At 72.6% G+C, this 23,551-nt stretch carries 25 protein-coding genes and 1 riboswitch; of the genes, 10 read left to right on the top strand and 15 right to left on the bottom strand.

Annotation, left to right across the window (positions count from 1 at the left end; translation table 11 throughout):
* Window positions 1-83: 83 nt before the first annotated feature.
* The 6 genes from ABZV06_RS06655 (at window position 84) to ABZV06_RS06630 (ending at window position 4,268) form a co-directional block, all read left to right on the top strand.
* A complete protein-coding gene (locus ABZV06_RS06655) occupies window positions 84-542 on the top strand; it encodes a YbaB/EbfC family nucleoid-associated protein (protein WP_355619209.1) in 459 nt (152 codons plus the stop codon).
* A gap of 3 nt (window positions 543-545) precedes the next feature.
* Window positions 546-860, top strand: coding sequence for a type VII secretion target (locus tag ABZV06_RS06650; protein WP_355235132.1), 315 nt, complete (start codon window positions 546-548; stop codon window positions 858-860).
* On the top strand, window positions 857-1,135 hold the full coding sequence (locus tag ABZV06_RS06645; protein ID WP_355619206.1) for a hypothetical protein: 279 nt from the start codon (window positions 857-859) through the stop codon (window positions 1,133-1,135). Before ABZV06_RS06650 ends, ABZV06_RS06645 begins: the two co-directional genes overlap by 4 nt.
* Window positions 1,136-1,269: 134 nt before the next feature.
* Window positions 1,270-2,514 carry a DUF2786 domain-containing protein gene (locus tag ABZV06_RS06640; RefSeq protein WP_355619203.1) on the top strand — a complete coding sequence of 415 codons (1,245 nt, stop codon included), beginning with the start codon at window positions 1,270-1,272 and terminating at the stop codon, window positions 2,512-2,514.
* A gap of 147 nt (window positions 2,515-2,661) precedes the next feature.
* A complete protein-coding gene (locus ABZV06_RS06635) occupies window positions 2,662-3,018 on the top strand; it encodes a YciI family protein (protein WP_355235746.1) in 357 nt (118 codons plus the stop codon).
* Window positions 3,015-4,268 carry a sigma-70 family RNA polymerase sigma factor gene (locus tag ABZV06_RS06630; RefSeq protein WP_355619200.1) on the top strand — a complete coding sequence of 418 codons (1,254 nt, stop codon included), beginning with the start codon at window positions 3,015-3,017 and terminating at the stop codon, window positions 4,266-4,268. The genes ABZV06_RS06635 and ABZV06_RS06630 overlap by 4 nt, the downstream gene beginning before the upstream one ends.
* 19 nt (window positions 4,269-4,287) lie before the next feature.
* Here ABZV06_RS06630 and ABZV06_RS06625 read toward each other — a convergent pair whose 3' ends face one another.
* The 7 genes from ABZV06_RS06625 to ABZV06_RS06595 form a co-directional block, all read right to left on the bottom strand.
* Window positions 4,288-5,715: an alpha/beta hydrolase gene (locus tag ABZV06_RS06625; RefSeq protein WP_355619197.1), complete on the bottom strand. Its 1,428-nt coding sequence runs from the start codon at window positions 5,713-5,715 to the stop codon at window positions 4,288-4,290.
* Between the two features lie 157 nt (window positions 5,716-5,872).
* Window positions 5,873-6,142, bottom strand: coding sequence for a hypothetical protein (locus tag ABZV06_RS06620; RefSeq protein WP_355235144.1), 270 nt, complete (start codon window positions 6,140-6,142; stop codon window positions 5,873-5,875).
* Window positions 6,139-6,486, bottom strand: a complete 348-nt coding sequence (locus ABZV06_RS06615) for a helix-turn-helix domain-containing protein (RefSeq protein WP_355235147.1) — start codon at window positions 6,484-6,486, stop codon at window positions 6,139-6,141. Before ABZV06_RS06615 ends, ABZV06_RS06620 begins: the two co-directional genes overlap by 4 nt.
* Before the next feature lie 163 nt (window positions 6,487-6,649).
* Entirely contained in the window at window positions 6,650-6,823 is a 174-nt protein-coding gene (locus ABZV06_RS06610; protein WP_355235149.1) for a CsbD family protein, read from the bottom strand.
* Window positions 6,824-6,897: 74 nt separating this feature from the next.
* A complete protein-coding gene (locus ABZV06_RS06605; RefSeq protein ID WP_355619194.1) occupies window positions 6,898-9,147 on the bottom strand; it encodes a heavy metal translocating P-type ATPase in 2,250 nt (749 codons plus the stop codon).
* 12 nt (window positions 9,148-9,159) lie between these two features.
* Complete coding sequence (locus ABZV06_RS06600; RefSeq protein ID WP_355235153.1) at window positions 9,160-10,110, bottom strand: hypothetical protein; 951 nt, start codon at window positions 10,108-10,110, stop codon at window positions 9,160-9,162.
* A 14-nt stretch (window positions 10,111-10,124) separates the two neighbouring features.
* A complete protein-coding gene (locus ABZV06_RS06595; protein ID WP_355235156.1) occupies window positions 10,125-10,334 on the bottom strand; it encodes a copper ion binding protein in 210 nt (69 codons plus the stop codon).
* Window positions 10,335-10,429: 95 nt separating this feature from the next.
* Here ABZV06_RS06595 and ABZV06_RS06590 point away from each other — a divergent pair, with 95 nt between their 5' ends.
* Window positions 10,430-10,726 carry a metal-sensitive transcriptional regulator gene (locus ABZV06_RS06590; protein ID WP_355619192.1) on the top strand — a complete coding sequence of 99 codons (297 nt, stop codon included), beginning with the start codon at window positions 10,430-10,432 and terminating at the stop codon, window positions 10,724-10,726.
* Window positions 10,727-10,730: 4 nt separating this feature from the next.
* Here ABZV06_RS06590 and ABZV06_RS06585 read toward each other — a convergent pair whose 3' ends face one another.
* The gene (locus tag ABZV06_RS06585) at window positions 10,731-12,692 is read right to left on the bottom strand and encodes a heavy metal translocating P-type ATPase (protein WP_355619411.1); all 1,962 of its coding nucleotides are present in this window, start codon (window positions 12,690-12,692) and stop codon (window positions 10,731-10,733) included.
* Between the two features lie 691 nt (window positions 12,693-13,383).
* A riboswitch (cyclic di-AMP (ydaO/yuaA leader) is annotated at window positions 13,384-13,515 on the top strand.
* Window positions 13,516-13,518: 3 nt separating this feature from the next.
* Here ABZV06_RS06585 and ABZV06_RS06580 point away from each other — a divergent pair.
* The gene (locus tag ABZV06_RS06580) at window positions 13,519-14,541 is read left to right on the top strand and encodes a hypothetical protein (RefSeq protein ID WP_355235162.1); all 1,023 of its coding nucleotides are present in this window, start codon (window positions 13,519-13,521) and stop codon (window positions 14,539-14,541) included.
* Between the two features lie 78 nt (window positions 14,542-14,619).
* On the opposite strand, the gene ABZV06_RS06575 is transcribed toward ABZV06_RS06580, so the two are convergent.
* Window positions 14,620-15,309 carry a carbonic anhydrase gene (locus tag ABZV06_RS06575; protein WP_355619189.1) on the bottom strand — a complete coding sequence of 230 codons (690 nt, stop codon included), beginning with the start codon at window positions 15,307-15,309 and terminating at the stop codon, window positions 14,620-14,622.
* Window positions 15,310-15,467: 158 nt separating this feature from the next.
* Between ABZV06_RS06575 and ABZV06_RS06570 the strand changes: the two genes are divergently transcribed.
* On the top strand, window positions 15,468-15,785 hold the full coding sequence (locus tag ABZV06_RS06570) for a MarR family winged helix-turn-helix transcriptional regulator (RefSeq protein WP_355235168.1): 318 nt from the start codon (window positions 15,468-15,470) through the stop codon (window positions 15,783-15,785).
* Between the two features lie 75 nt (window positions 15,786-15,860).
* Window positions 15,861-17,099 carry a type VII secretion-associated serine protease mycosin gene (gene mycP / locus ABZV06_RS06565; protein WP_355619186.1) on the top strand — a complete coding sequence of 413 codons (1,239 nt, stop codon included), beginning with the start codon at window positions 15,861-15,863 and terminating at the stop codon, window positions 17,097-17,099.
* Between the two features lie 52 nt (window positions 17,100-17,151).
* Here the strand turns inward: mycP and ABZV06_RS06560 are convergent, their stop codons facing one another.
* The 6 genes from ABZV06_RS06560 to eccCb form a co-directional block, all read right to left on the bottom strand.
* Entirely contained in the window at window positions 17,152-18,477 is a 1,326-nt protein-coding gene (locus ABZV06_RS06560; RefSeq protein ID WP_355619183.1) for a hypothetical protein, read from the bottom strand.
* Between the two features lie 18 nt (window positions 18,478-18,495).
* A complete protein-coding gene (locus tag ABZV06_RS06555) occupies window positions 18,496-19,059 on the bottom strand; it encodes a hypothetical protein (protein WP_355235176.1) in 564 nt (187 codons plus the stop codon).
* Window positions 19,060-19,096: 37 nt separating this feature from the next.
* A complete protein-coding gene (locus ABZV06_RS06550; protein ID WP_355619180.1) occupies window positions 19,097-20,524 on the bottom strand; it encodes a S8 family serine peptidase in 1,428 nt (475 codons plus the stop codon).
* Between the two features lie 117 nt (window positions 20,525-20,641).
* Window positions 20,642-20,920 (bottom strand): WXG100 family type VII secretion target, encoded by a 279-nt coding sequence (locus ABZV06_RS06545; RefSeq protein WP_355235180.1) that lies wholly within the window; start codon window positions 20,918-20,920, stop codon window positions 20,642-20,644.
* A 25-nt stretch (window positions 20,921-20,945) separates the two neighbouring features.
* Window positions 20,946-21,254 (bottom strand): WXG100 family type VII secretion target, encoded by a 309-nt coding sequence (locus ABZV06_RS06540; RefSeq protein WP_355235182.1) that lies wholly within the window; start codon window positions 21,252-21,254, stop codon window positions 20,946-20,948.
* Window positions 21,255-21,469: 215 nt separating this feature from the next.
* Window positions 21,470-23,551, bottom strand: a 2,082-nt coding sequence (gene eccCb / locus ABZV06_RS06535; RefSeq protein WP_355619177.1) for a type VII secretion protein EccCb, incomplete at its 5' end; no start/stop codon positions are given.

Raw genomic sequence — 23,551 nt, 5'->3', positions numbered from 1 at the left:
GTTGACCTGCGGGGCAGCCGGACGGTGGGGCGCGTTGGTACGGTCGTGCACCGACGGTGGATCACGGACCGAGGGGAACGAGCATGGCGAGTGGGATCGATCCGTCCGGCCTGAGCCGTTCGCTCGAAGAGGCGATGCGCCTGCTGAGCCAGGCGTCGGGCGCGGTCGCGGCACAGTCCGGCGACGCGGACGGGCAGACCGACGCGTCAGCGCCCTCCGCCGAGGAGATGGTGGGTCGGGGCACCGGCGGGGACGGGCTCGTCGAGGCCGAGGTCGCCGCCTTCGGGGCCCTGCGGAGCCTGACGATCGACCCGAGCCTGTCCCGGGCCGGCACGACCGTGATCTCCGAGTACGTCCTGGTGGCGGTGCAGGCGGCACAGGCCGACGAGCGTGCCCGCCGCGCCGAGGTGACGGCCGGGGCGCAGGTCGACGGCGCCGCCCTGACCCAGCAGCTCGAACGCGTCTCGGAGCAGGCGTTCCGCGGCTTCAACCAGATGATCGGTGACCTGGACGCGGCCACCCGCCGGATGGATCGTCGCTGAGCCATGACCGACGGGATCGAGGTGGACGTCGACGCGCTGCACGCCGCCGCGGCGTCGCTCGGGGCGACCGGGCAGCAACTCGGCGAGGCGGTCAGCGGCCTCGAAACGACGGTGAACGGCTCGGGTAACCCGTGGGGCGCCGACGAACCCGGGTCGCTCTTCGGCGCCGTGTACGTCGAGGTCCTGACGCATGCGCTCGACGTCTACCGGTCGATGGCCGACCAGTTGACGGAGACCGCGGAGAAGCTCGACTTCAGCGCCGACGCGCATGAGGCGACCGACCTCGCCAACGCCGAACTCTTCACCGGGCGAGCATGAGTGCGGACCGGTGGAAGGGCCACGTCGACGGGATCCTCTACGGGGTCCAGTTCGACAGGTCGCTCGACGACGCGGTGGTGACCCGGGTCGCCGAGGGCGTTGCCGGCGGGCTCTACCCGGGCGACCGGGCCGAGACGCGGGACGCGATCGACCAGGCGCTGCTCCACGAGGGCCCCCTCGACGACCAGGCCGGGACGCCCCACGGCGAGGACGAGATCCGCGCGTTCCTGGGCCGACTGTCGGCCGCGCTGGCTTCCGGGCCGTCCCCGTCCTGATCATGAACGTCCGACGCTAAGATCGACACGAGATCGTCGATATCGGGCTATCCGACTGGCCGGTATACCGCGACATCACCGATCTCGTGTGGATCTTGCGGCCGGCGGCACGGCCTCTGACAAAGGAGATGCCCGTGCCGGACGCGGACGAACTCATCGCCGACGCGCTGGCGGCGGTGCGCGGCACCGACGTACGCCAGGCGGAACGCCACCTGGACCGGCTGATGGTCGGCACCGGCGCGGCGGACGGCGGCACGGCGGTGGACGCCGCCCTGGCGCGTCGGCTGGTCCGCGGCCTCGGGCAGCTCTGGCGGCGCGGCTGGCAGCCGGTCGACGTACACCGGATCGCCCTGCGCCGGCTCGACGCCCGGGCGGCCCGGCTGGTCCGCGACGCGCTGGCCGCGCAACGACGCGAGCAGGCCGAGCCGGTCCCCGACTGGTGGGACGACCAGCTTCGCGCACTGGCCGCCGCGGGTCGGGACGACCGCCAGAACCTGCTGGCCACCTGGACGGCCGAGGAGGGGCTGGACCGGGTCGACGCGCTGCGCGCGGCTGTCGACGTCCTCGCGCTGGTGGAGAGCCTGCCGCCGGTTGCGGTACTGCGCCCGCCGCCGGGCTCGACCGGGACGGCGCTCCCCCGCGCCGCCGGCACGGCCCGCAGCGGGTCGCCGATGCTGGACCGGGTACGCGCGCTGCTGGCGAAGGCCGAGTCGACCACCTTTCCGGCCGAGGCGGAGGCGCTGACCGGCAAGGCGCAGGAGCTGATCGCCCGGCACAGCATCGACGAGGCGCTGCTGGCCGCCAGCACCGAGCGGGGCGACCTGCCGAGCGGGGTACGCCTGGGCGTCGAGAGCCCGTACGCGGGGGCGAAGGCGTTGCTGGTGCAGGAGGTGGCGGCGGCGAACCGGTGCGAGGCGGTCTGGTCCGACGACCTCGGCTTCACGACCGTGTTGGGCTGGCCGGCCGATCTGGTGGCGGTGGAGCTGCTCTACACCTCGCTACTGGTGCAGGCGACGGCCGCGATGCTGCGCGGGCGTGCCGAGCGTCGGCCGGGGTCGGGCCGCCGGACGAAGGTGTGGGACGAGTCCTTCCTGAACGCGTTCGCCCTGCGGATCGGTGAGCGGCTGCGCGCGGCCACGGACGCGGCGACCGAGGAGGCGGGTCAGACGGCAACCGGGTCGGATCGGCTGTTGCCGGTGCTCGCCGCGCGGGGCGAGGCGGTGCGGGAGCGGCTGGAGACGCTGTTCCCCGGCGTCACGCGGCACCGGCTCAGCGTGCGCGACGCCGAGGGTTGGTCGTCGGGGACCTCGGCCGCCGACCGGGCGTCCCTGGACGTCGGCGCTGGCCGAAAGCCCCGACAGGTGCCGGGCCGGCCCTGATCCGACCGGCGTGGGAACGTCACGGCCGGAAGTTTCTGCGATCTTCTTCGGTACGCGGTAGGGAACGGGCTGACGGCTCCGACCCTCCGGTGAGACGCACCCCAGCCGGGGCGCGACCAGTAGTCGAGGAGCATCGCCGTGAAGTACATGTTGCTGATCTGGAACCGGCCCGGCTTCACCGAGGGGCTGACCGAAGAGGACCGCACCGCCCTGTTCGGCGAGGTCGACGAGATCATGAAGGAGTTGACCGAGACCGGTGAGCTGATCGGCGGCCAGGCGCTGGCCAACCCATCGCAGACGCAGACGGTCCGGCTCGCCAACGGTCAACCCGAGGTCGTCGACGGGCCGTTCATGGAGAGCAAGGAGCAGTTCGCCGGCTACCTGGCCGTGGACTGCGACAGCCCGCAGCGGGCCGCCGAGATCGCCGCCCGCTGGCCGGACGTGCGCTTCGGTGGCGCGATGGAGGTCCGACCGATCATGGACGAGGCCGGGACGGAGATGTGACCGACGACCGGACGGTCGAGGATCTGCTGCGCACACTCGCGCCGCAGGTCCTCGGCCTGCTGGTCCGCCGGCACGGCCAGTTCGACAGGTGCGAGGACGCGGTCCAGGAGGCGCTGCTCGCCGCCGCGACGCAGTGGCCCGGTCAGGACGTACCGGACAACCCACGCGCCTGGCTGCTCACCGTGGCGACCCGCCGGCTCACCGACGAGTGGCGCAGCGAGAGCGCCCGCCGCCAGCGCGAGGTCGCGGTGGCGCTGCGCGAGCCGGCGTACGCCCAGGTGGCACCTCCGGCGGACGCCGAGCCGGCGGTGCCGGACGCGGACGACACCCTGACCCTGCTGTTCCTCTGCTGTCATCCGGCGCTGGCCCCCTCGGCGCAGGTGGCGCTCACGCTGCGCGCGGTGGGTGGTCTCAGCACCGCGCAGATCGCCCGGGCGCACCTGGTGCCGGAGGCGACGATGAGCCAGCGCATCCGGCGGGCCAAGCAGCGGATCGAGGCGGCCGGCGCTCGGTTCGCGCTGCCCGGACCGACCGAGCGGGACGAGCGGCTGCGGACGGTGCTGCGGGTGCTCTACCTGATCTTCAACGAGGGGTACACCGCGTCGAGCGGACCGGATCTGCGTCGGGCCGAACTGACCACCGAGGCGATCCGGCTCGGCCGCGTCCTGCACGGGCTGCTGCCCGACGACGGTGAGGTGACCGGACTGCTGGCGCTGATGCTGCTCACCGATGCGCACCGGGCGGCGCGGGTGGGCCCGGACGGGGAGCTGGTGCCGCTGACGGAACAGGACCGCTCCCGGTGGGACGCGGCCGCCATCGCGGAGGGGATCACGCTTATCACCGAGGCGTTGACCTGGTCGCCGCCCGGGCCGTACCAGCTCCAGGCGGCCATCGCCGGCGTGCACGCGGAGGCGTCGACGGCAGCGGAGACGGACTGGCGCCAGATCGTCGCGCTCTACCGCCTGCTGGGTCGGGTCGCCCCGAACCCGCTGGTCACGCTCAACCAGGCGGTCGCGGTCGCCATGGTGGACGGACCCAGGGCGGGGCTCGCCCTGCTCGCCCCGTTGGACGCCGACGAGCGTACGGCCGGGCACCACCGGCTCACGGCCGTCCGGGCGCACCTGCTGGAGCTGGCCGGCGAGCCGGCCGCGGCGCGGGAGGCGTACCTGGCGGCGGCGCGCGGCACCACGAGCCTGCCCGAGCAGCGGTACCTGGAGCTGCGGGCCGCCCGACTGGCGGCGCGGCGGTGACCGCCGCGCCGCCCGCACATCAGACGTCGACCGCCGGGCAGGTCGTCCCCCGCGCCGGCACGACCGCATCGAGCAGGTAGGCGTCGACGGCCCGACCCACGCACGGACTGGTGGTGTAGCTGCCGTGCCCCCAGCCCTGGTAGGTGAGCAGCACCCCGTGCCGGCCCAACTGTCGGGCCACCTCGCGTGCCCAGACGTAACCGCTCGCCGGGTCGTGCACGGTGGCGGCGATCAGCAGCGGCACGTCGGTGCGTACCCGCAGTCGGTGTTGCGGGTTGGCGACCGGCGTCGGCGTGCCCAGGCAGGTGACCAGGGCGAACAGCGCCGGCGGGTAGCGCAGGTCGGGCGCGAGCCGGCCGCTGCGGCGCAGCAGCCCGGCGTACTCCCGGTAGTCGCGGACCGGCAGGCTCCAGTCCTGGCAGAAGACCGCGAAGGGGTACGGGACGACGGCGTCGTCCGCCAGCGTGGTGAGGCCCGCAGTGGCGGGCCTCTCCAGCGTGCCGATCCACTCCGCGAGCCCCGGCCACCGCCACGTGTCGTAGAGCTTCTTGTGGGCGAGGCGGCTCAGCTCGAACGGTGGCAGTGCGGCCCCGGCGCGGTCCGGGTCGGTAAGCGTCCCGCGCTCGGCACGCGCGTGCAGTCCGGCCCAGAGCGCCCGCACGTCCCGCCCGTGCAGGACGCAGTCAGCGGACCGGTCACACCAGGCGATGAACTCGTCGAACGCGTCCTCGGCGGTCACGGCCTGGGTGTCGAGGAACGCGCGGGTGTCGAGGCTGTGGTCCATCGCGGCCTCCAGGACCATGGCCCGCACCCGAGACGGGAACAGCTCGGCGTACCGCTGGCCCAGCAGGGTGCCGTACGAGCTGCCGTGGAAGGTGAGCTGTCGTTCACCGAGCGCGGCGCGGACCGCGTCCAGGTCGCGGGCAGCGCTGGTGGTGTCGACGTGGTCGTAGAGCGCGCCCGTACGCGCCCGGCAGTCGGCGCGTAGCAGCGCGTTGGTGGCCAGGGTGGCGTCGAACTGGGCCTGGTCGGCGATCACCTGGGGTTGCCGGCCGAGCAGGTCCCGTGCGCAGCGCACCGGGTGACTTCCGCCGGTGCCCCGCGGGTCGAAGCTGACGATGTCGAATCGCCGGCGTAGGTCGGCGCTGAACCGGGAGACGCCGTTCACCACCCGGTCGACCCCGCTGTCACCCGGCCCTCCGGGGCCGAAGACCAGCGCGCCCTGCCGGGCGTTCGCGTCGGTGGCGACCCGACGGGCCAATGCCAGCTCGAAGCGCTCCCCCCGTGGTCGGTTCCAGTCGACCGGCAGCGACAGGGTGCCGCACTCGGCCGGGGCCTCCGGCTCCTCTTCGGGGGCGTCCTGGACGCAGGGATGCCAGTCGATGACGGGTCGGGCGACGGCCGGGCTCGCCGGGGTCAGGCCGGCGGCCGTGAGTGCCAGGGCCACCGCCCAACCAACTGCGGATTTGCGTACGCGCAGCATGAGGTGCTGTCCTCTCCTCGAAGGAGCGTTGCCGGTGAAACTCGCCCTCGGGGCGAGGTGATGCTGCTTCCACCCGGGTCGTCGAGTAGCCGCTCGACGACCCGGGGCCTTGACGGCGGGGTCAGTCGACGTCGCGCAGCACGCGTTCGAGCGTGGTCATCCGGGTCTCCATCCCGCCCAACCGGCCGTCCATGGCGGCGAGCAGTCGGGCGTTCTCCGCCTGCGCCTGCGCGGCGGTCTCGGCGAGCTTGCGGTAGTCGTCCGCGCGGTCCGCCTCGTACCGGGCTCGCCGGGTCTTGGCGATCTGCACGACGGTCACCGTGAACACGCTGATCAGCAGGGCGAACACCCCGAACGCGCCGACCACCTCGGTCCAGTCGTGCTCGCTCATGACCGCGCCTCCGGCTGCTCGCCCGCATCGGGCACGGTCAGCGTCTCGACCGCCGTCGCGATGACCGCGGGGGTGAGAGTGAGCACGAAGGGCTCCACCTCGTAGTAGTTCATGGCCTTCCCGTCCTCCGACAACTCCATGCGGGCGGTGACCAGCCCGGCCGCCGCCAGCTTCCGTAGGTGGACCTGCAACAGCGCGCGGCTGATGCCCAGCTGCCGGGCCAGCCCGCTGACGTACGCGCGCTCGCGGGCCAACGCGGCGACGACCCGCAGCCGGTGCGGGTTGGCCAGTGTGGCCAACATCCGGACCAGGTCGTCGCCGGTCGGCGGTGACGCCGCGCTCATAACCAGCCCTTGCACATGCCAAGGAAAGTTAGCAGGTGTTGCCGCACGACGGTGCGGCACGGAAGCGGAATCAGGGGGATCTCAGGGTCGCCGGGAGGGTCCGGACACACAGCACGCCGGGCCGGTGATGATCACCGGCCCGGCGTGCGGGTTACGTCGTACGTCAGCTCTTGAAGGCGTCCTTGATCTTCTCGCCGGCCTGCTTGAGCTTGGACGTGGCCTGGTCGGCGCGACCCTCGGCCTCGAGCTGCTCGTTGTCGGTGGCCCGACCGGCGCCTTCCTTCAGCTTGCCGGCCGCGTCCTCGGTGGCGTTGTTGATCTTGTCATCGAAACCCATTGCCAACCTCCATTGCAAGCGTCGCTACGAACTGAGAGGTACCCCCGTCGTCACCGGTCCAACCATCGCGTTCGTCACAGATCGGCAGCGGCCGAACGGAAGCGCCGCAGCCGCAGGCTGTTGGCCACCACGAAGACCGAGGAGAACGCCATGGTGGCACCGGCGATCATCGGGTTGAGCAGCCCGGCGGCGGCCAGCGGTAGGGCCGCCACGTTGTAGCCGAACGCCCAGAACAGGTTGCCCCGGATGATGCCGAGCGTGCGCCGGGACAGCCGGATGGCGTCCACCGCGGCGTCCAGATCGCCCCGGACGAGGGTGAGGTCGGACGCCTCGATCGCCACGTCGGTGCCGGTGCCCATGGCGAGCCCGAGGTCGGCCTGGGCCAGCGCGGGCGCGTCGTTGACACCGTCGCCGACCATCGCCACCGACCGCCCCTGCGCCTGGAGCCGCTTGACCACGTCGACCTTGCCGGTCGGCAACACCCCGGCGATCACCTCGTCCACGCCCACCTCGGCGGCGACCGCCCGGGCGACGGTGGTGTTGTCGCCGGTCAAGAGGACCGGAGTGAGCCCCAGGGCACGCAGCCGCGCCACGGCCGCCCGACTCGTCGGCCGGACCACGTCGGCGACAGCGAGCACACCCCGGGCCCGCCCGGCCCAGCCCGCGACGATCGCCGTACGACCGGCCGCCTCCGCGTCCCGCACGGCCCACTCGACCTCCGGCGGTACGTCGACACCGCGTTCGCGCAGCAGCCGGACCCGACCGAGCAGCACGACGCGCTCCTCGACCGTGCCGGTCACGCCCAGCCCTTCGAGGTTGGCGAAGCCGGTCACCGCGGGCAGCTCGCCCGCCTCGGCCGCGCCCGCGGCGACGGCCCGGGCGATCGGGTGCTCGGAGGCGGCCTCCACCGCGCCGGCGAGCCGGAGCAGTTCCTCCCGGTCCTCGCCGCTGGCCGGCGTCACGCCCACCAGCGTCATCCGGCCGGTCGTCACGGTGCCCGTCTTGTCCAGCACGACGGTGTCCACCCGGCGGGTCGACTCCAGCACCTCCGGCCCCTTGATCAGCACACCGAGCTGGGCGCCTCGACCGGTGCCGACCAGCAGCGCGGTCGGGGTGGCCAGGCCCAGGGCGCACGGGCAGGCGATGATCAACACAGCTACGGCGGCGGTGAACGCGGCGGTCGGGCCGGCACCGGTGCCGAGCCACCAGCCGAGGGTGCCCACGGCCAGGGCGATGACGATCGGCACGAACACCCCGGAGATCCGGTCGGCGAGCCGCTGCACGGCCGCCTTGCCGCTCTGCGCCTGCTCGACGAGGTCGGCCATCCGAGCCAGTTGGGTGTCCGCGCCGACCCGGGTGGCGGTGACGATCAGCCGGCCACCCGCGTTGATCGTGGCACCGACGACGGCGTCGCCGGGTGCGACCTCGACCGGCACCGACTCGCCGGTCAACATGCTCGCGTCGACGGCGGACGTGCCCTCGTCGACCACACCGTCGGTGGCGATCTTCTCGCCGGGGCGGACCACGAACCGGTCACCCACGGCGAGCCGATCCACCGGGACCAGGGTCTCCACCCCGTCCCGCAGCACCGCGACCTCCTTCGCGCCGAGTTCGAGGAGGGCGCGCAGGGCCGCGCCGGCGGTCCGCTTGGACCGGGCCTCGAAGTACCGACCGGCCAGGATGAACACGGTGACCCCGGCGGCCGCCTCCAGGTAGATGTTGCCGGCGCCGTCGCTGCGGTTGATGGCGAAGCGGAACGGGTGGGTCATGCCGGGCATGCCGGCGTCACCGAGGAAGAGCGCCCAGAGCGACCACCCGAACGCGGCGAGCGTGCCCAGCGAGACCAGCGTGTCCATGGTGGCCGCGCCGTGCCGCAGGTTGGTCCAGGCCGCACGGTGGAACGGCAGCCCACCCCACACGACCACCGGGGCGGCCAGCGTCAGCGAGAGCCACTGCCAGTAGTCGAACTGCCAGGGTGGCACCATGGCGAGCAGGACCACCGGCACGCTCAGGACCGCCGAGACCCACAGCCGGGTACGCGGCAGGCGCAGCGGGTCCTCCATCGGCGGCTCGGCGGTCGGCGGTGCCGGCAGCGCAGCCGTGTAACCGGTCTTCTGGACGGTCTCGATCAGGTCGTCCGGGGTGACGTCGGCGGCGTACCGGACGGTCGCCTTCTCGGTGGCGTAGTTGACGGTGGCGCTGACCCCGTCCATCCGGTTGAGCTTCTTCTCGACCCGCGCGGCGCACGCGGCGCAGGTCATCCCCCCGATCGCCAGTTCGATCCGGTTCGGTGCCTCGGGCAGCGGTCTGCTGGTGGTGGTCATCGTCTGGTCCCGTCAGTTGTGCCCGTGCCCGGGGGTGCCGTGGTCGGCGCTCCCGGTCGGCGCGGGTCCGCTCGGGGTGGGCGCGGTCGTGGTGGTGGAGGTGCCGACGACCACGGTGAACTCGGCGGTGTGAACGCGCCCGCCGTGCTGGAAGTCGAGGTAGAGCCGGTAGGTGCCGGACGAGGGCACCTCGGCGAGGAAGGTGACGGCGGGGCCGGGCGGTGTGCGTCCGTCGTCAGGAGTCCCATCCGGGTGCACGTGCAGGTACGCGAGATCACCCCGCCGCAGCGCCACCAGGTGCCCGTACGCCCCCAGGTAGGGCTCCAGGTCGGTGACCGGCTGCCCGGCGCGGCTCACCGTCAGGGTGAGCGCCGAGGTGCGGCCCGGCTGCGGCGCGCCGGCCAGGGTGACCGTGTAACCGTCGACGGTGGTGCTGGTCGCCGGGGCGGGCAGCGGCGCTTCGGTCGGCTCGCCGGGGACGGCCACGTCGACGCCGAGGGTCAACGGCTCGCCCCCGGTCGGGGTGAAGTCGGCGAACGCCCGCCACTGCCCGGCACCGGCCAGCGGGGTGTCGACCCGCCAGGTGCCGTCCGGGGCGAGGTCGGGGTGGACGTGGCGGAAGCCGGACAGGTCCCGGCGGGCGACGATCAGGTGCATCCGCTTGTCGTGCGCCACGTCGTACCTGGTCACCGGCCGACCGTCCGGCCCGTCGATCCGGAACGCGAACTCGCCGGACGGGGCGACGACGGGTTCGAGCGTGTAGCCCCGATCGGAGACGAGCAACCCGCCGGGAACGAGGTCGGAGGTCTCGTCACTCGTGGTGGGGCCCGGGGTGCGGACGACCTCGGGCACGCTCTGCGCGACCGGGTCGGCCGGGTCGACCACCCGACCGACCGCGTAGGCCGCGCCGAAGATCGCCGCAAGGCCGAGGGTGAAGGCGCCCAACCTGGTCACCGTGGTCATCCCGGGCCCTCCGCTCACGCCTCGACGAGGTCGTAGCCGGCCTCGTCGACCGCCGCCCGGACGGCCTCGGTGTCCACGGGCTGCTCGCTGCTGACGGTGACCTGACCGGCGGCGAGATCGACCCGCACGTCACGCACGCCCGCGATCGCGCCCACCTCGGCGCTGACCGCGCTGACGCAGTGCCCGCAGGTCATACCCCGCACCTGGTACGTCGTGTCGACCATCGAACCGCTCCTCTCATCGTACCGGTACCCGGTGGGGGTATCCCGGCAGGAAGGGACGTTACCATACCCCCCAGGGGTACGCTATTCTCGTCGCTATGACCGCACCCACCCCGATCCGCGGGTACACCGCCAGCAAGGACCAACTGCTCGCGCGGCTCCGCCGCGCCCAGGGGCAGGTCCGGGGCATCGAGAAGATGGTCGACGAGGACCGCTACTGCATCGACGTGCTCACCCAGATCTCCGCGATCCAGGCCGCGCTCGACAAGGTGGCCCTGGGCCTGCTCGACGGGCACGCCCGGCACTGCATGCACGAGGGGGCGGCCGAGGGCCGGGCCGACGAGATGGCCAGCGAGATGATGGCGGCCGTCGGCCGACTGATGAAGCGCGGCTGAGCCGTCACTCCCGCTCCGGTTCGAGGCGTACCCGGCGCAGCAACTGGGCGTTGAGCGCCACCACGATCGTGGACGCGGACATCAGCACCGCCGCCAACGCCGGGCTCAACGCCACCCCGGCCCAGGCGAGCACCCCGGCCGCCAGCGGCAGCGCCACCACGTTGTAGCTCGCGGCCCAGGCCAGGTTCTGCCGCATCTTGCGGTACGACGCCCGGGACAGCCTCAGCACGGCACCGACACCGCGCGGATCGGACGACGCAAGCACCACCTGGGCGGACTCGATCGCCACGTCGGTCCCCGCCCCGATCGCGATGCCCACGTCCGCGCGGGCCAGCGCCGGCGCGTCGTTCACCCCGTCGCCGACCATCGCCACCGTCAGTCCGCGCCGCTGGAGTTCCGCCACCCAGCTGTCCTTGTCTGCCGGCAGCACCTCGGCGAAGACCTCGTCCACGCCGGCCCGGAAACCGAGGTCGGCGGCCACCGACTCGGCCACCGACCGCGCGTCCCCGGTGATCATGGCGAGGGTGTGGACGCCGGCGGCCCGCAGCTCGGCGATGGCCTGCCGGGCCTCCGGGCGTACCTCGTCGGTCAGCGCGAACGCCCCGAGCACGGTGTCCGGAAGCCGCAGGAGGTACAGCACCACGGCACCGCGTGCCGACCAGCGTCCGGTCGCCTCCCGCAGATCGTCCGGCAGCGGCCCGCCCCGCTCCCGCAGCAGGGCCGGTCCGCCCACCGCGTATTCCGTACCGTCGATGGTGGCCCGCACCCCGCGGCCCGGCAGCGACCGGAAGTCGACAGCCCGCGCCGGGCCGCCCGGCCCGGCCGCCGCCACGATCGCCCGGGCCAGCGGATGCTCGCTGTCGGACTCCACAGCGGCGGCCGTCCGTAACGCCTCGTCCCGCCCCACCCCGGGGGCCGTCACCAGGTCGGTGACCGCATGCCCACCCCGGGTCAGCGTGCCGGTCTTGTCGAAGAGCACCGCGTCGACGGTCCGCATGCGCTCCAACGCCATCCGGTCCTTGACCAGGATCCCGCCCCGCGCCGCCAACGCCGTGGAGAGCGCGACGACGAGCGGGATGGCCAGGCCCAACGCGTGCGGGCAGGCGATCACCAGAACGGTCACGGTACGCACCACCGCCTGGTCGGGCTCGCCGAGCGCGGTCCAGACCACAAGGGTGAGCACGGCCGTACCGGTGGCCACGTAGAACAGCGCGGCGGCGAACCGGTCGGCGAGCAGTTGGGCCTGCCCTCCCGAGCGCTGCGCCTCCGCGACCATGCGCTGGATGCCCGCGAGCGCGGTCTGGTCGCCCAGCGCCTCGACCCGGACCCGGATCGCCGAGTCGGTGGCGACCGTGCCAGCAACCACCCGTTCGCCCACCGACCGGGCGACCGGGCGCGACTCGCCCGTGATCATCGATTCGTCCAACTCGGCGTCGCCGTCGACGATCCGACCGTCGGCAGGTACCCGACCTCCGGGGCGGACCAGCGCCACGTCGCCGACCCTCAGCGCGCCCACCGGCACGCGCTCGACCTGCCCGTCCGCCACCACGCGCTCGGCCTCGTCGGGCAACAACGCCGCCAGTGCCGCCAGAGCCCCTCGGGCCTGCCCGATGGCCTTCATCTCCTGCCAGTGCCCCAGCAGCATGATGGTGACCAGCGCCGCCAACTCCCACCAGAAGTCCAGGTCGAAGGCACCCAGGCTGGTGGCCAGCGACGCGGCGTACGCCACTGTGATCGCCATCGCGACCAGCAGCATCATGCCGGGCGTGCGATCCCGCACCTCCCGTACCGCGCCGACCAGGAACGGCCAGCCACCCCAGAGGAACACCACCGACCCGAGCACCGGCCCCACCAAGGAGCGACCCGGCACGTCCAGCCGAAGCCCGAGCCGGTCCACCACCAGGTGACTGCTCAGCACCACCGGCACGGTGAGCACCAGACAGACCCAGAACCGGCGACGGAACATCGCCGGGTCGTGCCCGGCGTGCCGGTCGTGCCCGGCGTGCCGGCGGTGGTCCGTCGCCGGCGCGGTGTGCCGGTGGTGCTCGGGGTCAGGCGGTGGCGCGGGCATGACTCCACCCTCCCGCCCCCGCCGGGGCGGTGTCAGCGGTTCGACCGTCCGACACTCCGCCACGACCTGCGACACCCAGGCGCGCTGGTTAGCATCTTGCGACGATGACCCCTCCGATCCCGCCGAACAGTAGAGCGCCCGTGTCGTCCCGGTCGCGCGCCGCTGCCCGCCAACCGGGCCCGCCGGTCACGTTCCGTGATCGCCGAATCGTCAGCCCGCGAATTGCGGCGCTCGGCACCGCGTTCGTCCCGCAGAGCTGAACCGGACGGCCCGCCGGCACGTACCCCGCACCGGATCGTTGGGAGTCTCGCATTAACCGTCGTCGTCGCGCTGGTGCTGTGGCCGCGAGACGGCGCTGCCCCATCCACCGCCGCCACCGGGTGGCCAGAGCCGAACAGGAGCACGGATACGGCATGGTGACACTCCTCAGCGTGACCGGATCGGGCACCCGCCCTGAGAACCGCGTCACTGGTCACTCAACGCCATGGCGAAATGACGCTTTTAGTCGGCATCGGGACGTAGCTCAGGCGGTGGACTCTCGGGTAACCTCGCTGCCGGTCACCGACGAAGGCGCGCAGCGGCGCCTGCGGTGCCACCGCCCAATCGCCAACCGGCGAGCCGGGGACCCAGGTACGTGGGGTGAATCCGCGACAGCGGTAGGGGCCACTTCCGCCCCGAACCCGTCAGCTAACCCGGTCGGCGGTCGACGGAAGGGAAGATTGTGACGGCACCCCTACGCCGCTGGTTGACGCCCGTGGTGGCCGTGTTCGCCGCGCTGACCGTGCTCGCCGGGCCCCTCCCGGCCCACGCCGCCCCGACGACCCCCACACCGTCCGGGCACGAGGAGGACGGCGACGAGCCCAAGCTGCTCAATGACGTCATCGAGCAGACCAACCGGGACTACGTGGCGGCCAAGTCCAAGCTGGACAAGTCCAAGAAGCGGCAGGTTGAGCTGGCGGCCGAGGTCGACCGGGCCAAGGCCGACCTGGCGGCGCTGGCCCCGCAGGTCGGGCAGATCGCCGCCCAGTCGTACCGGACCGGGCGTGTCGGCGCGATCGCGATGCTGCTGGAGAGCGACGCTCCGGACTCGTTCGTCCAACGGGCTGCGGCGCTCGACGAGATGAACATGGTCAACGAGAAGAAGCTCGCCGAGGTCAACGCCGTGAAGGCCCGCGCCGAGCAGGCCAAGCTGGCCCTCGACGCGGAGGTACGGGAGCAGCAGAAGCAGACCGCCCTGATGGCCAAGGACAAGCGCGACGCGGACAAGGCGCTCGCGCTGGTCGGCGGCCAGGGCTTCACCGGCGGCCTGGTCGACGCCATCTCGCCGGTCGCCCGGATCGGCCCGGGTCGCACCGCCGACGGCGAGTGGAAGGCGCAGTCGTGCAGCGAGGACGACCCGACCACCTCAGGCTGCATCACGCCGCGCACGCTGCACGCGTACAAGGAGGTCAAGCGGGCCGGGTTCAACCGGTTCGTGGGCTGCCACCGCAACGGTGGACCGTACGAGCACCCGAAGGGCCGCGCCTGTGACTGGTCGCTGCAGAAGAGCGGCTTCAGCCCGTGGCACAACAACGACACCCGCATGTACGGCAACAACGTGGCCGCGTTCCTCATCCGCAACGCCGACCGGCTCGGCATCTACTACGTGATCTGGAACCGGCAGATCTGGATGCCGGCGACCGGCTGGAAGTCGTACAGCGGGCCGTCGAACCACACCGACCACGTACACATGTCGCTGCTCTGACCCGGTGATCAGTAGTCCGAGGGCCGTCCCCCGTCCAGCGGGGCGGCCCTCGGGCGTGTTCGGTGCGGACCGGCCGCGTCAGGCGTCGGTCGTCGCGGCCTCGGCCGGTACGGGGGTCACGGGCCGCACCACTCCGGCCGCGAGCCGGTACGACATCCCCACCACCGCGCACCGCCCCCGCGCCACCTCGTCGGCCAGCACGGGGGACTGCTCGAGCAGCGTCTCGACGGTCTGTGCGATGTGGATGTCGACGATGCCGTCGATGTCGTCCACGCCCTCGGCGGTGGCGCGCCGCAGGCTGGGCAGCACGGCGTCGACCACCGCGGGAAGGTGCCCCGGGGGCGCGATGCCGGTGGCGGCGGACTCGCGGGCCGCCTGCACGGCGCCGCACGAGTCGTGACCGAGCACCACCACGAGCGGGGTGCCGAGCACGGTCACGGCGTACTCCACGCTGCCCAGCACCTCCGGCCCGGTGGTGTGCCCGGCCGTACGGACGACGAAGAGATCACCCAGGCCCCGGTCGAAGATGATCTCGGCGGCCAGCCGGGAGTCGGAGCAGCCGACGATCACCGCGAACGGGTGCTGCCCGTCCGCCACGGCGGCCCGGTGTCCGGCGTCCTGGTTGGGGTGGCGCGGCGCTCCACCGACGAAGCGAAGGTTGCCGGCGGCCAGCTCGGCGTACGCTCGGGCCGGCTCGGTCGTGACCGACGATCGATCGACGGCCCGCTGTGCGCCCGGCTGCCCGCCAGGCGTACCGGAACGGCTCATCCCCGCACCTCGTTTCCACGCGTTTGACCTGCTCAACGGGCTTTGCAGCCGGGCCGGCGGTGGGCACTGGCTCGCGCTCAACGGTCACACGCACCGCAAGATGCGTCAAGATATGCGTGATTTAGATTTCATACGTTGACCGGAGAGGCGGCCCCACGATGGCGAGCACGGCGGCCGGCGGCGGCCGGAACTGGACATTTCTCACCAACCACGGGCATGTGCTGCTCGCCATCGCCCGCGACCCCACCGCGCGACTGCGCGACGTGGCGGCGGAGGTGGGCGTCACCGAGCGGGCCGCCCAGGCCATCGTCGCCGACCTGGAGGCCGGCGGTTACCTGCACCGCACCCGGGTGGGGCGTCGTAACGAATACACCCTGAACCCGGCCGGCCGGTTCCGGCACCCCGCCGAGGCCGAGGTGCAGGTCGGCGACCTTCTCGCCCTGTTCGCCGAAACCCCCGCCGGCGACACTCCCTGACCATCGCCACCGCACCCGTCGTCGGACGGCGTCGCCGGGCCGCGGCTCGACACGACGCAGCGGTAATCTCAGCGGGTGCGCGAATGCCTGCCGTCGAGCGCGACCGAGCCGACCCGCCGTACCGTCCGCGCGGTCCTCAGTGGAACGCTCGCGGCCCTACTCGGGGCCGCCCTGGCGGTGGCACCCAGCACACCGGCGGCAGCGGCAGCGCCCGTCTGCGGCCCGCCCGGCGAGGACGGCCTGGCGGAGATGCCGTGGGCGCTGCGCCGGATCGACCCGGCCTCGGCGTGGCCCCTCTCCCGAGGTGCCGGTGTGACGGTCGCGGTCATCGACTCCGGGGTCTCGGCCATTCACCCGGTCCTGAAGACCCGGGTGCTCCCCGGACGCGACTTCAACAACCTGCCCGCCAACCGGGGCCAGTGCGACCTGGTGGGCCACGGCACGATGGTCGCCGGCATCATCGCCGGCCAGGACGGCACCGGAGCGCCGTTCAGCGGTATCGCCCCGGCCGCCCGCATCCTGCCGATCCGGGTCCTGCCGGACGCCAAGGGCACCAACGACGAGGCGCTGCCCGGGCAGATCGCCGCGGCCATCGACTGGGCGGTCGACAACGGCGCCGACGTGATCAACCTGTCCCTGGTGACCCTGCCCCGTCCCGAACTCGCACAGGCCGTCGAACGCGCCCTCACCAAACGCGTCGTCCTGGTCGCCGCCGCCGGCAACCGGCAGGAGACGCAGGAGGACAAGCCGGCGTACCCGGCCGCCTACCCGGGCGTCATCGCCGTCGCCGGCGTGGACGAGCAGGGTGGACACGTCGGCACCTCGGTCAGTGGCAGTTACGTCGACGTCGCCGCGCCGGGCCTGAACATCATCGGCCCGGCACCGGGAGGATCGGGCTACCGCGCGGAGCCGACGGGCGGCACCAGCTTCGCCGCCGCGTACGTCTCCGGGGTGGCGGCGCTGGTCCGGGCCGCCTACCCGGACCTCACTCCGCAGCAGGTCGCCGACCGGTTGGAGCGTACGGCGGACAACCCGCCGCAGGGCCACAACGCCGAGGTCGGCTACGGGGTCGTCAACCCCTACCGGGCGGTGTCGAGCCTGCTGGGCACCCGCCCCAACCCGCCGGTCGGGGCGCTCGCCGCACCCGCACCCGAAGCCGATCCGCTGAGCTGGCAGCGCACCGCAGCTGTCTGGGCAGCCGTGGTCGGTGCCTTGCTCACCGTTCTACTGCTGATCACGCGGCCGATCGTGGCGCGGGGCCGCCGACGCGGCTGGCGCACCGGCCCCCGCACCGACGAGCCGGTCACCGGCTGAGCCCGGTCACGGCGCTGGTCTGCTCGACCACACCAGCGCCGTGCCGCAGCGCTCAGCGCAGGATGCCGGAGGTGCCGCCGCCGTCCGCGCCCCACACGTCCTCGTCCTCTTCCAGCCAGGTGTTGCGGGCGCTGTCCTCCTCGCCGTAGCCGGCACCGCCACCCGCTCCGGCCAACCCTCCGGCACCGCGAGCACCCGCACCCCGACCGCCGGCACCCGCCGCGCCACGACCGGCACCGCCCCGCCCGGCACCGCCGCCGCCAGCGGCAGCGCCACCGATGCCGGGTGCCATGCCACCGCCCAGCTTGCCGCCCGCGCCGAGCCGACCGCCGGCACCCCGGCCACCACCGCGACCGGCGCCCGCCGCGCCACCACCCATCATCGGGCCCATGCCCGGGGCGACCGCCCGACCGAGCGCACCGCCGCCCGCGAGAGCGCCAGCGCCTCCCCCGGCGCTGCCCAGGCCGCCACCGCCGCCGAGCCCGGGCGAGGAGCCCAGACCACCGGAGCCGAGGCCGCCCAGCCCGGGTGAACCGCCACCGCCCGCGCCCGCGAGGCCGCTGCTGAACTCGTCGTCCGCGCCGGGTACGCCGCCGGTGCCCGGGTAGTCACCCGTGCCCGGGGTGTCGTACCCGCCGGAGAGGTCGGGATGGGTGCCGGACCCGCTGGGCAGGTTGCCGGTACCCGGCATGTCACCGGTCCCGATCGAGGGCGTTGCGCCCAGGCCACCACCGCCGCCACCGCCGCCGATCTTCGGCACGCCACCGCCGCCGCCACCGCCGCCGCCACCGTTGTCCAGATTGGGAATCTGGCTAGTGGGGTCTCTTTGCATGGGACCCCCAGTCTCACCCGGAGTACCGGGCGCGATGGACTGGTAGTCACCGCTCACCTGCTCGTAGACCCGGGCCGCGTCGTCCGACTGGTCGTTGATCCAGTCGGCGATCGCGGTCACCGGGTCGAACCAGCCCAGGAAGTCCGGCGAGACCTTCGCCTCGAAGAAGCCGACCCCGAGGGTCAGCTTGGCGTTACGCGCCTCCAACACGTCGTTGACGCAGGTCGCCGGGACCGGGAAGTCCCGCTGGGCCGCGGTCAGCTTGTCGGCGGCGCTCTTGAGCGACTGGACGATGCCGGTGCCCTTCTCGGCGTCCGCCACGATCTGCCCGGTGTCCTTGGAGATCTGCTCGACGTGGCCCTTGAACGCCTCGTACGCCGGGCCCTTCCAGGTCGTGCCCAGGTCCTTGATGTTGGTGTCGAGGCTCTGCTTGACGTTGTTGAGATTCTTGATCAGCTGTTCCCAACCGAGGGCGGCGCTCTCCACGTCGCCCGGCCGGCCGTCGATGACGACCTTTTGGCACATCTCTTCCCAGCTCAGGCCCATCTGCCGTCCTCCCCCGTCCTAGCGTCCGTCGCCGTTGCCGGCCACGTCGCCGAAGACACGCTGCATGTCGGCGGCGGACATCCTGTTCTGCTCCTCCGCCGTCTCGTAGTTCTGCTTGACCTGGCGCAGCGCCTCGGCCGCGTCGTACAGGCTCTGCGAGAGCTTCCGGACACCGGATTCGGTGCCCTGGTAGAGCCCCTGGTGCTTGGCGGCCAGCCGGGCCGCCCAGTCGAACCCCCCGAGCGGGCTCGGCTGGCCGCCGGCCCCGCCCGCCACGCCGCTGGCCGCGCCACCCATCAGGTCCTGGATGTCGACCATGTCGTAGGAGAGCTTGTTCAGGTACGCGGCGTGGGTCTCCAGCCAGGTGATGGCCGAGTCCAGGCTGGTCGCGTCCCACTCGGTCTTGACGCCGGCCTCACCGGGCGCGGCGACCAGACCTTCCGGCGTCGCGGCGTGGTTGACGTTGTCGAGCTCCAGGCCGGTCACGGCCAGGCCCGACGTCGGTATCCCGCCCACCGGAACCGGAATGTAGAGGTCGTCGTTCACATACCGTTCCGGCTGGGTGGTCCTGTCGTCCGTCATCGGTCCCCTCCCCGAAACCCTGACTGGTGGTGTGCGCTCACTGCTGCTGATGCGGGCCCGGCGACGGTGGGCCCGAGCCCGGCCAGCCGGACGTGCCCGGCGCCGGAGCGGTCTGCGCCGGCGGATGGCCCTGCGCGGGACGGCCGGGCGGCGGGTACCCGTGCCCAGGCTGGCCCGGTGGTGGGCCGTATCCGGGGACCGGTTGCTGCGGCGGGCCGTACCCGGCCGGTGGCGGTTGGGTGGCGGGCCAGCCGGGTGGCGGCATGCCGGGTGCGCCCGGGTACGGGCCGACGGCGGCCGTCGGCACGCGCCGCCTGCGGCGTCGCAGCACCACGAACAGCACGATCAGCCCGACGATCGGCACACCGACACAGAGTCCCACCTGGACGATCGCGCCGGTCGTGTTCGTCACGCCGAACTCGACCGCCGGGCCGTCGTCGTCGCCCGGACGGGCAGCGCCACCGGAGCGGGTCGGGCCGGCCGCCTCGCCCTTCAGCAGCGGGTTCGCTGTCACGGCGGGCACCGAACGGGTCAGGGCGGCGACCGGGTCGACCCGGCCGAAGCCGAACTGCGGGTCCCGACCGGTCGGCCCGGCCTCGCGGGCGGTCTCGATCAGCCGGCTGATCACGTTGGGTGCGTCGAGCTTCGGGTACTTCGCGCGGATCAGCGCCACCACCCCGGAGATGATGGCGGCCGCCGAACTGGTACCGCTGCCGAGCGAGTAGCCGTTCGGTGAGACGACCTTGGGCACCGGCCCGATGATGCTCTCCATCGGACTGGCGATGACTGCCTCCGGGCCCTGCACCGAGCCGGCGAAGAAGCCACCCCGCTTGTCGAACCCGGTGACGGCGACGACACCGGGGATGTTGGCCGGCGACATGACCTGCCGGTCACCCTGCTCGACGTTGCCCGCCGAGGCCACCACCACGGCGTCCTTGCTCAGCGCGTAGTTGATGGCGTCCACCAACTCCGGCGAAGCCGTCCGCTCGTCGCCGAGCGAGAGGTTGATGACGTCGGCGCCGTTGTCCGCGGCCCACCGGACGCCCAGGACCAGGTCCTGACCGTCGAAGTTGGTGCCCATGGAGATCGGGAGGATCTTCGCGGCCGGTGCGATACCCAACTCCTGCATCGCGCCACCGCCGCGCCCGGCGATGGTGCCGGCCATCTTGGTGCCGTGTCCCTTTTCCTTGTCGTCGTCACGCCGGCCGTCCGAGGCAGCCGTGACGTTGGTGCCGTGCCCCGCGAGCACCTGCCCGCGCAGGTCGGGATGACTGGCCTCGACCCCGGTGTCGACGACGGCGACCACGACACCCGCGCCCTTGGTGATCTGGTGTGCGGCGGGGATCTTGAGGTAGTCCAGGTACCACTGCAGGCCACGGACCGTGTCAGCCGCCCGGGCCGGCGCCGGCGCGACAGTCACCGCAGGGGCCAGCGCGGCGCAGATCGCCAGCACGGCCGCGCCCACGGCACGTGTCGATCGGAAAGGCTTCCCCGTACGCATCGCTCTCCCGTATCTCACCGACGCCAACACGATGCGGCTCCGGCCCGGTCGAGCCGGACCGGAGCCGCATCGGTGATTGTGTCAGCCCCAGACCTTGGAGTTGCTCATCTCGGTCGAGACGTAGTTCTCGCGGGCGATGCCGACGGCACCACCGATCTCGTTCAGGACCCGGTTGATGTCCCGGACCGACGAGTCCCACTTCGCCTGGTGCTGCTCGTAGGCGGTGCGGTCCTCGCCCTCCCACTCGAGCTTGGACAGCATCGACCGCAGCGTGTCCAGCTTCTCGTCGATGGTCTTCGAGATGGCCTGCATCTGCTGGTTGCTGCTCTCGAGGACCGCGTAGTCAACCTTGATCGTCACGACTTTCCCCTCTGCTGGCTGTGGATCACGGGTTGAGAGCAGAGTGGAACTTGTCCAGCATCTGCTGCTGCTCCTCGTCGTTGACCTGGTGCGTCGTACCCGACTTGTCGAGCAGGTCCGCGATGTCGTCCATCGCGGTCAGCAGGCTCACGGTGTCCTCGTTCCAGCGAGTCATGAGCGACTGGAACCCCGTGGACGCCTGACCCTTCCACGCCATGGCCAGGTCGTCGACTACGTTCCACAGCTTCTTCAGCTCGCCGTCGACCTCGCTGCGCGTGGACCGCACGTCACTCGCGGCGGTATGCAGAGTCGCAGCTTCGACCTCGAACGCCATGCTTCACACCCTTCCGTCATGTTGTGGCGGCGGCTTTGCCGCGCCCCTCCCCCGCGGCAAGGCAGCAACACCCCACCGACGGACACTCCAACAGAGACCGTAGCGGAACCTGTCCAGCCACCGCAGCCCTGAGCGGGGCTGTTCGATGGATAGCGGTGGATCGGGCTGTTGGGATGAGTCACACCGGTCCGCGCGGGCCGACCGGAGCGGCTCGATCAGGCCGGCTCGGACCAGGCGGTCTGGATGAGCTGCTGACCGTCGCGCCGCCGGACCAGCGTGCCCCGACCCGGCGGCTGCGGGCTCGGACGCAGCGTGCCGAACACCGCACCCTCCTCCCGGTTGCCGGACATCAGCAGACCGGGAGAGTCCAGCTCACGCAGCCGTTGCAGCACGGGCTCGTAGAGCGCACGGGACACCCCGCCGACCCGACGCGTCACGATCAGGTGCAGGCCGATGTCGCGGGCCTGGGGCAGCAGCTCGTGCAGGGCGCTCAGCGGATTGCTGCCACCGGACGCCACCAGGTCGTAGTCGTCGACCAGGATGTACAGGTCCGGACCCTTCCACCAGCTACGGTCCCGCAGCTGGGCGGTGGTCACGTCCGGGCCCGGCAGGCGGTTGGACAGCGCGCTGCGGATCGATGTGAGCCCCTGCGCGAATGCCTGGTTGGACGGCGCGTAGTCGAGCAGGTGATCGCCCTCGACCGCGCCCAGCAGGCCACGCCGGTAGTCGGCGATCACCAGCCGGGCCTGGGCCGGCGTGTACCGCTCGGTGATGCCCCGGGCGATCAGCCGCAGCAGGTTGGTCTTGCCGCACTCGGCGTCGCCGAAGACCGTCAGGTGCGGCTCGTTCGCCAGGTCCAGGTAGACCGGCGCGAGCGCCGACTCGTTGACACCGATCGGCAGGCCGGGAGCCGACCGGTCGATGATGCGGGCCAGCTCGGACACCGGCAGCCGGCGCGGCAGCAGCCGTACCTTCGGCGCGGGACGCCCCGGCCAGTTCGCCGCCACGTGCCCGGCCAGCGCCACCGACGCCTCGCTCAGGTCCTCGATGTCGCGTCGACCGTCGATCCGCGAGATGGCCGTGAGGAAGTGCAGCTTGTCACGGGTGAGGCCGCGGCCGGGCGACTTCTCGGGCACGTTCATCGCCGAGCGCCTGTCGATCTCGGACTCCGCGGCGTCGCCGAGGCGCAGCTCCAGCTTGGTGCCGAGCAGGTCCCGCATGTTGATCCGGATTTCCGCCCAGCGCACCGCAGTGAGCACGACGTGCACCCCGAAGCCGAGGCCCCGGTTGGCGAGCGTCGTGATGGTCTGCTCCAGCTCCTCGTAGTCCTGGCGCAGGGTGTTCCAACCGTCGACCACCAGGAACACGTCGCCGAACGGGTCGTCGGCGAACTCGCCGGCCGCCCGGCGACGGCGGTAGCTCGCCACCGAGTCGATGCCGTGCTGGGCAAAGCGCGTCTCCCGCTCGTCCAGGACCGCGACCACCTCGGCCACCGTCCGGCGTACCGCCTCGACGTCCCGCCGGCCGGCCACCCCGGCCATGTGCGGCAGCCTTTCCAGGCTGCGTAGCGCGCCGCCCCCGAAGTCCAAACAGAAGAACTGGACCTCGCGCGGCGTGTGGGTGAGCGCCAACGAGGCCAGCAGCGACCGCAGCATCGTGCTCTTGCCGCTGAGCGAACTGCCGACGATGACCACGTTGCCGCCCGCGCCGGCCAACTCGACCATCATCGGGTCGCGGCGCTGTTCGTACGGGCGGTCCACCACGCCGACCGGCACCGTCAGACGTCCACGGCCCGGCCAGGACGCCGTACACAATCCGTAGGTCGGGTCGACGGCCAGCGGGCCGAGCAGCTCGCCCAGGCCCGGCGGGTCGGCCAGCGGCGGCAGCCACACCTGGTGCGCCGGTCGGCCCTGCCCCCTGAGCTGGTCGATCAGCACGTCGAGCATGGCGACGGCCTTGCCGTCGGCCGGCTGCTCCGGCTCCGGCACGGAGTCCGCCGACACCTGCGGGACCTGCGCGGGGATGAAGTCGATGGTGTACGGCACGATGCGGCGCTGCACCAGGGCCTGCGACGCGGAGGCCTGCTGGCCGGGCGCCCGGTACGGCCCCGAGACGTACGCGGCCCGGAACCGCAGCATGGTGCTGGTGTCGGTCTTCAGGTAACCGTGCCCCGGCGCGCTCGGCAGCTCGTACGCGTCCGGTACGCCGAGCACGATCCGGCTCTCCACCGCCGAGAAGGTCCGCAACCCGATCCGGTACGACAGGTGCGTGTCCAGACCGCGCAGCTTGCCCTCCTC

The sequence above is a fragment of the Micromonospora sp. NPDC005172 genome (assembly GCF_040608555.1).
Classification (GTDB): domain Bacteria; phylum Actinomycetota; class Actinomycetes; order Mycobacteriales; family Micromonosporaceae; genus Micromonospora.
This window is presented reverse-complemented; position numbering and strand designations above follow the sequence as displayed.